The sequence below is a fragment of the Stutzerimonas stutzeri genome (assembly GCF_024448985.1).
Classification (GTDB): Bacteria; Pseudomonadota; Gammaproteobacteria; order Pseudomonadales; family Pseudomonadaceae; genus Stutzerimonas; species Stutzerimonas stutzeri_AP.
Genome location: NZ_JAMOII010000002.1, coordinates 54,497 through 69,777, shown reverse-complemented (window position 1 = coordinate 69,777; position 15,281 = coordinate 54,497). Strand labels below are relative to the sequence as shown.

Below are 15,281 nucleotides of genomic sequence, written 5' to 3'. Positions count from 1 at the left end.
TCCGGCAAAGACCATGAAGGTTGCCTGTTGTGCTCTACCCTTCGGCGCGCTGGCCTGGCGACGTTTCGAGCCACGCCGCTCAGTCAGCCTCTGCAGTTGTACGTCCTGATCTATCGCATCGATCCAGTAGCCGGCCAATGTGGGCATCGAACACTCGCCCGGCAAGCTGATGCGCCGATCAACTGCGTCGCTGAAGCGCCTCAGCTCTCCAGCCAGACGTCCCGCGCCCAATGCCAGACCGACTCCCAGGTTTCGTCGGTCATTTCGTGTTCATCACCGTCAAACAGCGTGACCTCGCCTTCCAGATCGACGACATAGAAGTCGTTACCGTCCTGGCAGAGCGGCAGCAGGTCGCGCTCCACGCCGGCATCCCATGCCAGAGCCGCGACTTCCGGCAGATAGGTGTGCGCCTGCGGATCGACTGCCGTGACCGGCTCGAGCCGGCCATGGACGACATCGCTGACCGTGAGCAGAAACTCGCGCAGGCCGAACGGCAAATTGATCAGCAACTCTTCTTCGACCTCAACCAGACGCTCATCGTCCGGCAGTTCCAACGGAACCGGTACCGGCTCGTTGAGCTCACGCAGTTGCTCGATCACCTCTTCCACAACAGTCCCCTTAGTCGTCTTCCGGAATGCGCCGTTTATACAAGCCCGCGCATTGGCTAACCAGTACCAATCGTTGTGTGATGGTGGCTGGTTAACAGGGCCGCTGTTATTCCACCGTCACGCTCTTCGCCAAGTTACGTGGCTGGTCGACATCGGTGCCACGCAGCACAGCGACGTAGTAGGACAGCAGCTGCAACGGCAGCGTATAGAGGATCGGCGCCAGCACGTCATGGATATGCGGCATGCTAACAATGAACGTGCCCTCGCCGTTCTCGATGCCCGCTTCGCGGTCGGCGAAGACGATCAATTCGCCACCGCGAGCGCGTACTTCCTGCAGATTGGATTTGAGCTTTTCCAGCAACTCATTGTTTGGCGCTACGGTGACGACTGGCATGTCGGCGTCGACCAGCGCCAGAGGACCATGCTTGAGTTCCCCCGCCGGATAAGCCTCGGCATGAATGTAGGAAATTTCCTTGAGCTTGAGTGCCCCCTCCATCGCCACCGGATACTGCGCGCCACGGCCGAGAAACAGCGTGTGGTGCTTTTCTGCGAAGTGCTCGGAGATCTTCTCGACCGTAGTGTCCATCGCCAGCGCTTCGCCCAGACGGGTCGGCAGACGACGCAGTTCATCAACCAGCTCGGCTTCCAGCGCTGGTGCAAGCGTGCCTCGAACCTGACCCAACGAAAGGGTCAGCAGTAACAGACCGACCAGCTGGGTAGTGAAGGCCTTGGTCGAGGCCACGCCAATCTCCGGGCCGGCCTGGGTCAGCAGGGTAAGGTCTGACTCGCGTACCAGCGAACTGATACCGACGTTGCAGATCGCCAGGCTGGCCAGATAGCGGCCCTCCTCATCCGTGCGCGCCTTGGCGTTTCGCAGCGCCGCGAGCGAATCGGCGGTTTCGCCGGATTGGGAGATGGTGACGAACAGCGTATCGGGCTGCACCACCACCTTGCGGTAACGAAACTCGCTGGCGACCTCGACCTGACAGGGAATACCCGCCAACTCCTCTAGCCAGTAACGCGCAACCATGCCGGCGTGGTAGCTGGTACCGCACGCGACGATCTGCACGTTGCGCACCTTGGCGAACAACTCGGCTGCCTGCGGGCCGAATGCCTGCACCAGCACTTGCTGATCACCCAGGCGGCCTTCCAGGGTTCGCTGCACGACTTTGGGCTGCTCGTGAATTTCCTTGAGCATGAAGTGGCGGTACTCGCCTTTGTCTGCGGCTTCCGCGCCCTCGTGGTACTGCACGCTCTCGCGCTCGACCGGCTGACCGTTCACATCCCATATCTTGACGCTGTCGCGGCGAATCTCAGCGATATCGCCTTCTTCCAGGTACATGAACCGGTCGGTTACTTGACGCAGAGCTAGCTGATCCGAGGCAAGAAAGTTTTCTCCCATACCCAGCCCGATCACCAGGGGACTACCACTGCGGGCCGCCAGCAGGCGATCAGGCTGGTTGGCGCTGACCACGGCCAGGCCATAGGCGCCATGGAGCTGCTTAACGGCCGACTTTAGGGCCACGGTCAGATCGCCGTATTCGTCGAGCTTATGCCGCAGCAGATGCACGATGACTTCGGTATCGGTGTCGGAAACGAAGGCGTAACCCAGTGCTTTCAGTTGCTGGCGCAGGGCTTCGTGGTTTTCGATGATGCCGTTGTGCACCACCGCCAGGTCTTCGCCGGAAAAGTGCGGATGCGCGTTGCGCTCGCAAGGCGCGCCATGAGTGGCCCAGCGCGTGTGGGCGATGCCCAGGCGACCGGTAAGCTGTTCCAGCTGTTGCGCCTGTTCCAGCTCGGCGACCTTGCCGGAGCGGCGCAAGCGATGCAGTTGGCCGCTTGCATCCAGCACGGCCACACCGGCGCTGTCATAGCCTCGGTACTCGAGACGCTTGAGGCCTTCGAGCAAAATTGCGGTGATGTTGCGTTCAGCGACGGCGCCAACGATGCCACACATGGTCAGGTCTCCTGATGGGTTCCGATGGCTGCGCAGATCAGCTTGATGCCGCGAGCCTGGATGCTTGAACGCGCCTCGGCGGTGAGGCGGTCGTCCGTTATGAGGGTGTGGATGTCGCCCCAGGGCAACTCCAGATTGGGAATGCGACGGCCGATCTTGTCGGATTCGGCAAGCACTATGACTTCTCGCGCCACTTCAGCCATGACACGCGACAGGCCGAGTAATTCGTTGAATGTGGTGGTGCCGCGCTGCAGGTCGATACCATCGGCACCAATGAACAGCTGATCGAAATCGTAGGAGCGCAGCACCTGTTCCGCCACCTGCCCCTGGAAGGATTCAGAATGCGGGTCCCAGGTGCCGCCCGTCATCAGCAGGGTCGGTTCGTGCTCTAGCTCGCGCAGGGCATTGACCACGCTCAGAGAATTGGTCATCACCAGCAGGCCGTGCTTGCGGCCCAGTTCCGGAATCATCGCGGCGGTCGTGGTGCCGCTATCAATGATGATGCGCGCGTGCTCGCGAATGCAGCCGACGGCGGCTCGGGCGATGGCCTGCTTCCAAGGGGAAATCGGCTGTGCACTGTCGCCGATGAGTTCCTGCGGCAAGGGCACAGCGCCACCGTAACGGCGCAATAACAGGCCGTTCTTTTCCAGTGCGGCAAGGTCCTTGCGGATAGTCACTTCGGAGGTCTCGAAACGTCTGGACAGCTCATCGACGCTCACCTCGCCCTGCTCGTTGAGCAAGGCGAGGATGGCGTGGCGTCGTTGAGGGGTGTTGCGCTTCGACATACTTAAGTTTCGATTCGAAAGAAAAACGCGCGAATCAAAACCTAAACTAGCAACGCCGTCAACTCCCAGGCATTAAACCCGGAAATAGCTCATCAGATTTTGCTGATGGTTGGCCAGCTGATTCAGCGCCTGGCTGACGCGGGCCGATTCGTCCGCCTGGCCAGACAGCGATTCGGTAACGTCGCGAATACCGGCCACGTTGCGGTTGATTTCTTCGGCTACCGCACTTTGCTGCTCGGCTGCGCTGGCGATCTGCAGGTTCATGTCGGAAATCACCGCCACCGCGTCGCCGATCTTGCGCAGCGCAGCGACCGCATTGCCTACCTGATCGACACTGCCCTGCGCCTGAGCATGGCTGCCCTGCATCGCCGTGACCACGTCGCGGGTTCCGCTCTGCAGACGTTCGATGACCAGACGGATTTCTTCGATGGATTCCTGGGTGCGTCGAGCGAGGTTGCGAACTTCATCGGCCACTACGGCGAAACCACGCCCGGCCTCGCCTGCCCGTGCCGCCTCGATGGCGGCATTAAGCGCCAGCAAGTTGGTCTGCTCGGCGATCGCGCGAATCACTTCGAGCACCGAGCCGATCTGTTCGCTGCTGGCAGCCAGCGTTTCGACCTGCCCCATGGCACGGTTCAATTCATCGGCGAGGCTGTCGATGCTGCGCGTAGTGTGATCAATGACACTCAGCCCTTCGTGGGTTGCCTGATCGGCTGCCCGTGCGGCCTCCGCTGCCTGCGCAGCGTTGCGCGCGACATCCTGCGCCGTGGCGCTCATTTCATGCGATGCGGTCGCCACCTGTTCGACTTCGCGGAACTGTTGCTGCATGCCAGCGCTGGTCTGCGTGGCGATCGCAGCAGACTGGTCGGCGCTGCTGCGCGCATCCTGAACCGAGCGCTGTACATCGGCGATCGTCGGCTGCAATTTGTCGAGGAAGCGATTGAACCAGCCGGCCAGCTCGCCTAATTCATCCTGGCGGGTGTAGCCCAGCCGCCGGGTGAGATCACCTTCACCGCTGGCGATGTCTTTGAGCATCGCGGCGACCCCTTCGATAGGACGGGTCACTCCCCGCGCGGTTAGCCACATCAGTGCCAGGCCCAGTAACACCGCGACAAGGCCGATGGCTAGGGCGATCATGCTGTTCTCCCGGTTCTGAGCCTGCAGCGTCTGCTCCAGACGCGCTGCCGGAGCGAGCAGCACCTGACGTGGCACTTCCAGCAGAATCGCCCAGGATTCGAGTTCCGGCACTGGCTGTACGGGTTGCAACACCCGCAACATATCGCCATCGCCGAGCAAGGCCGGCTTACCGGCATCGACCACGCGTCCGATCGCCTCGCTCTCGGCACCGAACGCGGCGCTCAACGGTTTGCCGAGCAGCCCGGCGTCGCGACTATGACCAGCCAGGAATCCCGCAGGGCTGATCACGCTCAGGTGGCCTTCGCCCTGATAAAGAACCTGTTGCGCCTCCTGACTGAGCTGCTGCAGCGAAGCCAGGCTAATGTCGACGCCGACGACGCCGATGACCTTGCCGCCTTCTATCAGGGGGAAGGCGACGCTGGTCATCAGCAGCGGCTTACCTTCCACCTCGTCGAAATACGGCTCGAGTACACAGACCCTGGCGTTGTCGCGCGGGCAACTGTACCAGGCGTTATAAGGTGCGCCCGTGATGCTGGGTGAGGTATCGGCGAGCTCCTCTTCGCTCATGGTCTCAGCACTGAGTTGGCCAGGCTTGCGCTGCGACCAGTACAGCGAAAAGCGCCCGCTGTCGTTGCCGCCCATTTCGGCGTTGTCTATGAACATGCCATCCCTGTCATCCAGCGCGTCGGTCTCGAACACCACGTAAAGGCCGATCAGGTCGGGATTGGCCTCTAGCGCCGTCTTGATCTGATGGTGCAAATCCTCACGAAGCTCGAAGGCGTTGGCCATCCGCTCGATGGCCTGCTCGCGCAGGGACAGCACCTGACGGACGATACCGTGGCCGTACTGATAGGCATCGTTGAACTGTCGCTCAATGCGCAGGGCCTGCGCCAGGCCACGCGCCTGCAGATTGTTGTGCGCGGACTCTTCCAGCATGGCACCGCTCGATGCGCTGACCAGAACTGCGGCCTGACGCGATTGATAGAGCGAAGCACCGACCAACAAGCCGACTATAAGCAAAAGACAAAGACCAGCCAGCAGGGTGAGCTTCCACTGGATGGACAGGCGGATAAGGGAGGGCATCATCGCTTCCTCGTGACGTTATGCCCTTAAGGATCGACCAGATATCCCATCCGTTGAGTACCGCCTGTAAGAACAACGAAACGCACCGAGCCCTGGCTGCGTCTCATCAGGTGTTTATTTGCGCGTTTTTTGCGGGCGCTGCCAGCCCTTGATTAACGCCTGCCGAGCGCGCCCGAGTGCCAGGGTGCCGGCCGGCACATCGGCCGTGATCACCGAACCGGCGCCAGTGGTAGCACCATCACCGAGATTGACCGGGGCCACCAGCGAGCTGTTGGATCCGATGAACACGTCCTCGCCCATCACCGTGCGGAACTTGTTGGCACCGTCATAGTTGCAGGTGATGGTGCCGGCGCCAATGTTGGTCCGCGCGCCGATTTCGGCGTCACCGAGATAGGCCAGGTGGCCGGCCTTGGCGCCCTCGCCCATGCGCGAATTCTTCACCTCGACGAAGTTGCCGACGTGCGCCTTGGCTCCCAGCACCGCACCGGGACGCAGGCGCGCGAATGGCCCGCAGTCGGCGCCCTCGCCCAGTTCGGCGCCTTCCAGATGGCTGTTGGCCTTGACCACCGCGCCGCGGCGCAGCGTGCTGTCGCGGATCAGGCAATTGGGGCCGATTTCCACACCATCCTCAATCACCACTCGGCCTTCGAGGATTACATTCACGTCGATCAAGACATCGCGGCCGACACTCACTTCGCCACGCAGATCGAAGCGTGCCGGATCGCGCAGCGTGACCCCTTGCGCCATCAGACGACGCGCCGCACGCTGCTGATAGTGCCGCTCGAGCTCGGCCAATTGAATGCGATCGTTGGCGCCCTGTACTTCCATCGCATCTTCCGGCTGCTCGGTAGCGACCGTCAGCCCATCGGCGACGGCCATGGCGATCACATCGGTCAGATAGTATTCGCCTTGTGCATTGCTGTTGGAGAGCCGTCCCAGCCAGTCACCCAGTCGCTCGCCAGGCACTGCCAGAATGCCGGTGTTGCCTTCTGCAATCAGCTTCTGTTCGGGGGTAGCGTCCTTGTGTTCGACGATTGCCCGGACCACCCCCTGGCTGTCGCGCACAATTCGGCCGTAACCAGTTGGGTCAGCCAGATTCACCGTAAGCAACGCAAGCTGCTGCGGACTGACCTTGTGCAGGAGTCGCTCGAGCGTCGCCGCTTCGATCAGCGGCACGTCACCATAAAGGATCAGCACCCGCTCGGCCGTAAGCGCAGGAAGTGCCTGGGCCACCGCATGTCCTGTTCCCAACTGCTCGGCCTGGGCCACGAAGTTCAGATCGTCTGCGGCCAGGCGCTCACGCACCTGCTCGGCGCCGTGACCAATCACCACGTGGATGGCTTTAGGCTCGAGCCCACGGGCGGTCTCGATCACATGCCCCAGCATGGACTGACCGGCAACCGGGTGAAGTACCTTGGGTAGAGCGGACCGCATACGCGTGCCCTGACCAGCAGCGAGAATGACGATATCGAGAGACATGGCAGATCCTGAACAATCGTGACCCGTGGGCCCACGCGAGAAGTTTGCGAAACGGAAAAGAAAAAGGGTAGCCAAGGCTACCCTTTTACTCGTGCGCGATGAAGCGTTAGCGAATCAACCGCGACCGTACTTCTTGCGCATCGCCTCGATCGTCCGCAGCTGAGCGGCTGCCTCGGCCAGACGAGCAGCAGCAGACCCGTAGTCGAACTCTGCGCCTTTCTCATGCAGCGCTTTCTCAGCGGCCGTCACGGCAGCTTGCGCCGCCGCTGCGTCCAGATCCTTGGCGCGCGTAGCGGTATCGGCAAGCACCTTCACCATGTTCGGCTGGATTTCAATGAAGCCGCCGGAGATATAGAAGATCTCCTCCTCACCACCTTGCTTGATCACACGCACCGGACCGGGCTTGAGATCAGTAAGCAAAGGAGCGTGGCCCGGCAGAATGCCCAGATCACCCAGGTGACCGTGAGCGACGACCATCTCCACCAGCCCCGAGAACAGCTCTTCTTCCGCACTGACGATGTCACAGTGGACTGTCATAGCCATACTTATGCCTCGGTAATCAGCTCGACCCACGACTGGTGCCGCCGGTCGAGCTTATTGGCGCCCGCAAGCGGGCGCGCCAGTTACAGTTTCTTAGCTTTCTCGATGGCTTCGTCGATGCCGCCAACCATGTAGAACGCCTGCTCCGGAAGGTGATCGTAGTCACCTGCGAGAATGCCGGCGAAGCCACGGATGGTTTCTTTCAGCGAGACGTACTTGCCTGGCGAACCTGTGAAGACTTCAGCCACGAAGAACGGCTGGGACAGGAAGCGCTGGATCTTACGAGCACGGGATACCAGCTGCTTGTCGGCTTCGGACAGCTCGTCCATGCCCAGGATCGCGATGATGTCCTTCAGTTCCTTGTAGCGCTGCAGCACGTATTGAACGCCGCGAGCGGTGTCGTAGTGCTCCTGGCCGATCACGTTGGCATCCAGCTGACGCGAAGTGGAGTCGAGCGGATCGACTGCCGGGTAGATACCCAGGGAAGCGATGTCACGCGACAGAACCACGGTGGCGTCGAGGTGGGCGAAGGTGGTCGCCGGGGATGGGTCGGTCAGGTCGTCCGCAGGTACGTAAACGGCCTGAACGGAGGTGATCGAACCGTTCTTGGTGGAGGTGATGCGCTCCTGCAGAACGCCCATTTCCTCGGCCAGCGTCGGCTGATAACCCACCGCGGACGGCATACGACCCAGCAGCGCGGATACTTCGGTACCGGCTAGGGTGTAACGGTAGATGTTGTCGACGAACAGCAGAACGTCCTTGCCCTCGTCACGGAACTTCTCGGCCATGGTCAGGCCGGTCAGTGCCACGCGCAGACGGTTTCCTGGTGGCTCGTTCATCTGGCCGTAGACCAGCGCAACCTTGTCCAGAACGTTGGAGTCCTTCATCTCGTGATAGAAGTCGTTACCTTCACGAGTACGCTCACCCACGCCGGCGAACACGGAATAACCGCTGTGCTCCATGGCGATGTTACGGATCAGCTCCATCATGTTTACGGTCTTGCCGACACCGGCACCACCGAACAGACCGACCTTACCGCCTTTGGCGAACGGGCAGACCAGGTCGATAACCTTGATGCCGGTTTCCAGCAGCTCATTGCCGCCAGCCTGCTCGGCATAGCTCGGCGCCGCGCGGTGGATGCCCCAACGCTCTTCTTCGCCGATAGGACCGGCTTCGTCGATGGGGTTGCCCAGCACGTCCATGATCCGGCCCAGCGTGGCAGTGCCCACCGGTACGGAAATGGCAGCGCCGGTGTTGCTGACGTCCAGACCGCGCTTGAGGCCTTCGGTCGAACCCATGGCGATGGTACGGACAATGCCGTCGCCCAGCTGCTGCTGGACTTCCAGGGTGGTTTCGGCGCCAGTCACCTTCAGCGCGTCATAGATGTTCGGTACCAGATCGCGCGGAAATTCCACGTCGATAACGGCGCCGATGATTTGAACGATACGTCCGCTACTCATGTTTGGTTCCTCTGACCTTTCAGCCATTGTTAACATTTGAACCGTTCTTAAACCGCGGCAGCGCCGCCGACGATTTCCGAAATTTCTTGCGTGATCGCAGCCTGACGGGCCTTGTTGTAGACCAGTTGCAGGTCGCTGATCAGCTCACCGGCGTTGTCGGTTGCGTTCTTCATGGCGATCATCCGGGCTGCCTGTTCGGCGGCACCGTTCTCGACCACGGCCTGGTACACCTGGGACTCGACGTAGCGAACCAGCAAGGCATCCAGCAGTAGCCGTGCGTCGGGTTCGTACAGATAGTCCCACTGACCTTTCGGCGCGGTCTGATCGTCACTGGCTGCCAACGGCAGCAGCTGGGCTACGGTCGGCTTCTGCGTCATGGTGTTGATGAACTTGTTCGACACCAAGAAGAGACGGTCCAGACGGCCCTGATCGAAGGCATCCAGCATAACCTTGACGCTACCGATCAGATCATTGATCGACGGCTCTTCGCCAAGCCCGTTGACTGCCGCGACCACGTTGCCGCCGAAGCTGCGGAAGAAGCTCGCGCCCTTATTACCGATCACGCAGAGGTCGGCCTCGACCTTGCTGTCGTGCCATTCCTTCATGTGCTTGACCAGCACCTTGAACAGGTTGGTGTTCAAGCCGCCGCACAGGCCGCGATCGGACGAAACGACGATGTAACCGACACGCTTGACCGGGCGCTCAACCATGAACGGGTGACGGTACTCAGGATTGGTATTGGCCAGATGGCCGATTACCTGCTGGATCCGCTCCGCATAAGGACGGCTGGCAGCCATGCGCATCTGTGCCTTGCGCATCTTGCTGACCGCCACCTTTTCCATGGCGCTGGTGATCTTCTGCGTGCTTTTGATGCTCGCAATCTTGCTGCGAATCTCTTTTGCGCCTGCCATTTGACACCTATCGGGTTAGCAGGCGGGAGCCTTGCGGCTCCCGCTGCGGCTTACCAGGATTGGGTGGCCTTGAACGACTCGATGCCGGCCTTGATGCCTGCGTCGATTTCGTCGTTGAAGTCGCCCTTCACGTTGATCTTGTCCAGCAGAGCAGCGTGCTCATGACGGAAATAGGCGATCAACGCCTGCTCGAAGGCACCAACCTTGGCGACTTCGATATCCTGCAGATAGCCACGCTCGGCCGCATACAGAGACACCGCCATGTCGGCGATAGACATCGGCGCGTACTGCTTCTGCTTCATCAGCTCAGTGACACGCTGACCATGCTCGAGCTGCTTGCGGGTCGCTTCGTCCAGGTCGGACGCGAACTGGGCGAATGCCGCCAGTTCACGATACTGAGCCAGCGCGGTACGGATGCCGCCAGACAGCTTCTTGATGATCTTGGTCTGAGCGGCACCACCTACACGGGATACCGAGATACCGGCGTTGACGGCCGGACGGATACCCGCGTTGAACATCGACGACTCGAGGAAAATCTGACCGTCGGTGATCGAAATCACGTTGGTCGGAACGAACGCGGATACGTCACCGGCCTGGGTTTCGATGATCGGCAGAGCGGTCAGGGAACCGGTCTTGCCAGTCACGGCACCGTTGGTGAACTTCTCGACGTACTCCTCGGAAACGCGCGATGCACGCTCCAGCAGACGGCTGTGGAGATAGAACACATCGCCCGGGTAGGCTTCACGTCCCGGCGGACGACGCAGCAGCAGAGAGATCTGGCGATAGGCCACGGCCTGCTTGGACAGATCGTCATAAACGATCAGCGCGTCTTCACCGCGGTCACGGAAGTACTCGCCCATGGTGCAGCCAGCGTACGGAGCCAGGAACTGCAGCGCAGCGGATTCGGAAGCCGAAGCGGCGACGATGATGGTGTTGGCCAGTGCACCGTGCTGCTCGAGCTTGCGCACCACGTTGGCGATGGTCGATTGCTTCTGGCCGATCGCGACGTAAACGCATTTGATGCCGCTGTCGCGCTGGTTGATGATCGCATCGATGGCCAGAGCGGTTTTGCCGATCTGACGGTCACCAATGATCAGCTCGCGCTGACCTCGACCAACCGGGATCATCGCATCCACCGACTTGTAACCGGTCTGTACCGGCTGGTCGACCGACTTACGCCAGATCACGCCAGGGGCGACCTTTTCAACCGCGTCAGTTGCCTGCGCGTTGACCGGGCCCTTGCCGTCAACCGGGTTGCCCAGTGCATCGACGACACGACCCAGCAGCTCCGGACCTACCGGAACTTCCAGTACGCGACCGGTGCACTTGGCGCTCATGCCTTCGGTCAGGCTCTGGTAGGCACCCAGTACCACGGCACCTACGGAGTCCTGCTCCAGGTTCAGAGCCATGCCGAAGACGCCACCAGGGAACTCGATCATCTCCCCGTACATCACGTCGGCAAGGCCGTAAATGCGAACGATGCCGTCAGAAACGCTGACGACGGTACCTTCGTTGCGCGCTTGGGCAGACACATCGGAACTACCGATGCGCTGCTTTATGATTTCACTAATCTCGGAAGGATTCAGTTGCTGCATGCCACGACCCTCAAATCAGGATTTCAACGATTCGGCCAACTGGCTCAGTTTGCCGCGGACCGAACCATCGACAACCACATCGCCGGCGCGAATGACAACGCCGCCGATCAGCGCAGGGTTCACGACCTGCTGGGGGTTGACGGTACGATCTAGCCGCTTCGACAAGGCGGCAGCCAAAGTTTGGAGTTGTGCAGGTGACAGCTCGAAAGCTGTCTGCACTTCTACGTCGAGTGTCTTTTCAGCTTCAGCCTTGAGCTCCTCGAACAGCTCTCCGATCATCGGCAACACGTCCAGACGATCGTTATCGCCTAGGGTGGAGACGAAGTTACGGAAGGCTTCATCGATGTCGCTACCAAACAGCTGTACCAGCGTCTGTACCTTGCTTTCGCTAGTCAGACGGGGGTTCTTCAGCAGTTCGGCAACTTGGGGAACGTCAACGGCGACCGCAGCCAGGCTCAACATGCCTGACCAGGCATCGATCCGACCAGCTGCGCTGGCAAACTCGAAAGCTGCCTTCGCGTAAGGCCGGGCAAGCGTCTGGGTATTGATCATCGCTTGCCTCGCTTAGAGTTGGGAGGCCAGTTTTTCGACCAGATCGTTGTGCGCCTTGGCGTCCACCTGGGACTCCAGGATCTTCTCCGCACCCATCACGGCCAATACCGCTACCTGATTGCGCAGTTGCTCCTTGGCACGATTCACTTCCTGCTCGATTTCGGCGCGGGCGCCGGCTACCAGTCGCTCACCTTCGGCGCGCGCCTGCTGCTTGGCTTCCTCAACAATGGCGTTGGCCTGCTTGTTGGCCTGCTCAAGAATCTGGGCAGCTTGCCCTTTGGTCTCGCGGAGGGTGTTGGACACCTTTTCCTGAGCCAATTTTAGGTCTTGCTGCGCACGGCCTGCGGCGTCCAGTCCTTCGGCAATTTTCTTCTGGCGTTCCTGCATGGCCTTGGTGATAGGCGGCCATACGAACTTCATGCAGAACCAGACGAAAATAGCGAAAGCGAACGTTTGACCGAACAGCGTCAAGTTAATGTTCACAGCGATATACCTCGTGCTATCTCGTTCGACGCGGTTGTCAATTCCACGGCAACGGGGCTCGGCGAGCGAACCCCATCAGGAACCGGAATGTATTAGCCAGCGACAACGAAGATGAGGTACATCGCGATACCAACACCGATCATCGGTACGGCGTCGAGCAGACCGGCCATCAGGAAGGTCTTGGTTTGCAGCTGAGGAGCCAGCTCGGGTTGACGAGCGGTGGATTCCAGCAGCTTGCCGCCCAGCAGGGCGAAGCCGATGCCAGTGCCCAGGGCACCCAGACCGATCATGATGGAGGCGGCGATGTAGACGAGTTCCATGTAAAGCTCCTGAAGCTAAGGGGGTTAAGGTTTTTCGGGTAAAGCAAAAACGTTTCGAACGATTCAGCTGTTATGGCGTGAGCTCGGCGTGCCCATGATCTTCATGTGCAGAGCTCAGGTACACCACGGTCAGAACCATGAAGATGAACGCCTGAAGCGGGATTACCAGGATGTGGAAAATCGCCCAGGGTACATTCAGGGTCCACTGCACGTAGAACGGCAGCAGCGCAATGAGGATGAATACCACCTCACCGGCATACATGTTGCCGAACAGACGCAGAGCCAGGCTCAGCGGCTTGGTCAGCAGACCGAGGATTTCGAGAAACAGGTTGAACGGAACCAGAGACCAGTGGTTGAACGGGGTGAAGGCCAGCTCTTTGGTGAAACCACCGACGCCCTTGACTTTGAAGCTGTAGAACAGGATCAGGATGAATACACCCAACGACAGGCCGAAGGTGCCGTTCGGGTCGGCAGTCGGGACGATCTTGAAGTAGGGCAGCCCAAGCAGCGTAGCCAGGCCCGGGATGTAATCCACAGGAATCCACTTCAGGCTGTTCATCAGGAACACCCAGACGAAAATGGTCAAAGCGAGTGGCGCGATAAGCGCGTTGCGGCCGTGAAAAGTATCTTTCACCACGCCTTCGACGAACTCGACGCACATCTCCACGAAGTTCTGCAGGCGCCCCGGAATGCCAGCGGTTGCGCCCTTGGCGGCCATGCGGAAAACCAGGACGAAGATCAGGCCCATGAACAACGACCATCCGAGTGTATCGAGATGGACGGCCATGAAGCCCATGTCGCGGGCTTCAGTGCCCGTCTGGGCGATGGTCCAGGTGGCCTGGTCGACCACCGAGCCGTCTGCGCGAACGTAACCTTCCGGCAATTTTCCGTAAGTCAGATTCTGTAGGTGATGCTGGATGTATTCCGCCGGGGTACTCGCCATAAACGCCTCAGTGTTCAATGCTTCGGATTATTTTTCATCAGCAGGAGGGCGCTCGCTCCGGCGCCAAGAACCATCAGATAGCCGGCAAACAACGCTACCGGTTCCAGAGGTTTCACTCCCACAAACACCAGCGCGAATAGCGCTGCTGCCAGAATCTGCTTCCCCATCTCGCCAGCCCACAATGACTGAACGATGGCCTTTGCCGAACGCGCGCCGAAATAACGAAACGCCTTGAATGCAAAATATGTATTGCCCAATAGAGCTATCAAACCGCCCAGCAGGCCGGAATAGCCCGCAACCATACCAAAAAAAACACCACAAAAAATGCCGGTGACCGACGCAACGAGCGCCTGTACCACCAGCACACGTACTACAGGCATCCGATGGAGAGGTGTTCTGTTACGTATATTCACCTACAACCACCGCCAAATACCCATGCCATCTGAAAATGACGGCAGTCAAAAAAGCGCCGCGAGTATAGGAGCAGCCCCAGCGGCGTTCAACCTTCCGGTAGTTATTTCCGATCGGCACTACATAAATTTTGTATCAACGAATGTGCGCCAGTACGCCTTGCAACTCATCCAGCGAATTGTAGCGGATCACCAGCTGACCCTTGCCCTTTTCGCCATGCTTGATTTGCACTGGAGAACCCAGGCGCTCGGCTAGCCGTTGTTCCAGGCGAACAATGTCCGGATCGCTCTTCGGCTCGGCTTTGGTGTCCTTGCTGCCATTGAGCCACTGCCGAACCAGCGCCTCGGTCTGGCGCACCGTCAATCCTCGTGCGACAACATGACGCGCGCCTTCGACCTGCTGTTCAACGGGCAACCCCAGCAACGCCCGCGCATGTCCCATTTCAAGATCGCCATGGGACAGAAGCGTCTTGATCTCTTCAGGCAAGGAAATCAGACGCAACAGGTTGCTGATGGTCACCCGTGACTTGCCCACCGCGTCAGCGACCTGCTGCTGGGTCAGCTGGAATTCCTGCTGAAGTCGTTGCAGAGCCACAGCTTCTTCGATCGGATTGAGATCTTCGCGTTGGATGTTTTCGATCAGCGCCATGGCGATGGCCGCTTCGTCCGAGACTTCGCGTACCAATGCCGGAATTTTCTCGAGCCCCGCCTGTTGGCTGGCACGCCAGCGCCGCTCACCTGCAATGATCTCGTAGCGGCCCGAGCCGATAGAGCGAACAACGATCGGCTGCATCAAGCCTTGGCTACGAATCGAATTCGCCAATTCATCGAGGGTCACCGGGTCGATATCGCGACGCGGCTGATACTTGCCCCGCTGGATGACGTCGAGGGGCAGCTGTTGCAGCTCGCGCTCGTCGACCTGAACGGTCTGTTCCTGCGCCGCTGTTACATTGGCGCCGCCGAGCAGGGCATCCAGTCCGCGTCCTAGGCCTCGTTTTTTGGTCGCCATGAAAGTTCC

15 protein-coding genes are annotated in these 15,281 nt (G+C 60.0%); all 15 read right to left on the bottom strand.

Annotated elements, in window-relative coordinates; genetic code table 11:
- Nucleotides 1–200: 200 nt before the first annotated feature.
- Nucleotides 201–608, bottom strand: coding sequence for an SMI1/KNR4 family protein (locus NA647_RS03120; RefSeq protein WP_256056372.1), 408 nt, complete (start codon nucleotides 606–608; stop codon nucleotides 201–203).
- Between the two features lie 106 nt (nucleotides 609–714).
- Entirely contained in the window at nucleotides 715–2,565 is a 1,851-nt protein-coding gene (gene glmS, locus NA647_RS03115; protein ID WP_256056371.1) for a glutamine--fructose-6-phosphate transaminase (isomerizing), read from the bottom strand.
- 2 nt (nucleotides 2,566–2,567) lie between these two features.
- Nucleotides 2,568–3,350, bottom strand: a complete 783-nt coding sequence (locus tag NA647_RS03110; protein WP_058065464.1) for a DeoR/GlpR family DNA-binding transcription regulator — start codon at nucleotides 3,348–3,350, stop codon at nucleotides 2,568–2,570.
- A gap of 72 nt (nucleotides 3,351–3,422) precedes the next feature.
- On the bottom strand, nucleotides 3,423–5,570 hold the full coding sequence (locus tag NA647_RS03105) for a methyl-accepting chemotaxis protein (protein ID WP_256056767.1): 2,148 nt from the start codon (nucleotides 5,568–5,570) through the stop codon (nucleotides 3,423–3,425).
- A 114-nt stretch (nucleotides 5,571–5,684) separates the two neighbouring features.
- On the bottom strand, nucleotides 5,685–7,049 hold the full coding sequence (gene glmU / locus NA647_RS03100; protein ID WP_256056370.1) for a bifunctional UDP-N-acetylglucosamine diphosphorylase/glucosamine-1-phosphate N-acetyltransferase GlmU: 1,365 nt from the start codon (nucleotides 7,047–7,049) through the stop codon (nucleotides 5,685–5,687).
- A gap of 114 nt (nucleotides 7,050–7,163) precedes the next feature.
- Complete coding sequence (locus tag NA647_RS03095; RefSeq protein ID WP_256056369.1) at nucleotides 7,164–7,592, bottom strand: F0F1 ATP synthase subunit epsilon; 429 nt, start codon at nucleotides 7,590–7,592, stop codon at nucleotides 7,164–7,166.
- 80 nt (nucleotides 7,593–7,672) lie between these two features.
- Nucleotides 7,673–9,049 carry a F0F1 ATP synthase subunit beta gene (gene atpD / locus NA647_RS03090; RefSeq protein ID WP_256056368.1) on the bottom strand — a complete coding sequence of 459 codons (1,377 nt, stop codon included), beginning with the start codon at nucleotides 9,047–9,049 and terminating at the stop codon, nucleotides 7,673–7,675.
- Nucleotides 9,050–9,096: 47 nt separating this feature from the next.
- Nucleotides 9,097–9,960, bottom strand: a complete 864-nt coding sequence (gene atpG, locus NA647_RS03085) for a F0F1 ATP synthase subunit gamma (protein WP_256056367.1) — start codon at nucleotides 9,958–9,960, stop codon at nucleotides 9,097–9,099.
- Nucleotides 9,961–10,010: 50 nt separating this feature from the next.
- Nucleotides 10,011–11,555 carry a F0F1 ATP synthase subunit alpha gene (gene atpA / locus NA647_RS03080; RefSeq protein WP_256056366.1) on the bottom strand — a complete coding sequence of 515 codons (1,545 nt, stop codon included), beginning with the start codon at nucleotides 11,553–11,555 and terminating at the stop codon, nucleotides 10,011–10,013.
- A 15-nt stretch (nucleotides 11,556–11,570) separates the two neighbouring features.
- On the bottom strand, nucleotides 11,571–12,107 hold the full coding sequence (locus tag NA647_RS03075; RefSeq protein ID WP_256056365.1) for a F0F1 ATP synthase subunit delta: 537 nt from the start codon (nucleotides 12,105–12,107) through the stop codon (nucleotides 11,571–11,573).
- 12 nt (nucleotides 12,108–12,119) lie between these two features.
- Nucleotides 12,120–12,590, bottom strand: a complete 471-nt coding sequence (locus NA647_RS03070) for a F0F1 ATP synthase subunit B (protein WP_256056364.1) — start codon at nucleotides 12,588–12,590, stop codon at nucleotides 12,120–12,122.
- 92 nt (nucleotides 12,591–12,682) lie between these two features.
- Nucleotides 12,683–12,910, bottom strand: a complete 228-nt coding sequence (gene atpE, locus NA647_RS03065) for a F0F1 ATP synthase subunit C (RefSeq protein ID WP_003290909.1) — start codon at nucleotides 12,908–12,910, stop codon at nucleotides 12,683–12,685.
- Nucleotides 12,911–12,980: 70 nt separating this feature from the next.
- The gene (atpB, locus tag NA647_RS03060) at nucleotides 12,981–13,853 is read right to left on the bottom strand and encodes a F0F1 ATP synthase subunit A (RefSeq protein ID WP_256048992.1); all 873 of its coding nucleotides are present in this window, start codon (nucleotides 13,851–13,853) and stop codon (nucleotides 12,981–12,983) included.
- A gap of 14 nt (nucleotides 13,854–13,867) precedes the next feature.
- Nucleotides 13,868–14,266 carry a F0F1 ATP synthase subunit I gene (locus tag NA647_RS03055; RefSeq protein WP_231752265.1) on the bottom strand — a complete coding sequence of 133 codons (399 nt, stop codon included), beginning with the start codon at nucleotides 14,264–14,266 and terminating at the stop codon, nucleotides 13,868–13,870.
- 133 nt (nucleotides 14,267–14,399) lie between these two features.
- Complete coding sequence (locus NA647_RS03050) at nucleotides 14,400–15,272, bottom strand: ParB/RepB/Spo0J family partition protein (RefSeq protein ID WP_256056363.1); 873 nt, start codon at nucleotides 15,270–15,272, stop codon at nucleotides 14,400–14,402.
- Nucleotides 15,273–15,281 lie beyond the last annotated feature (9 nt).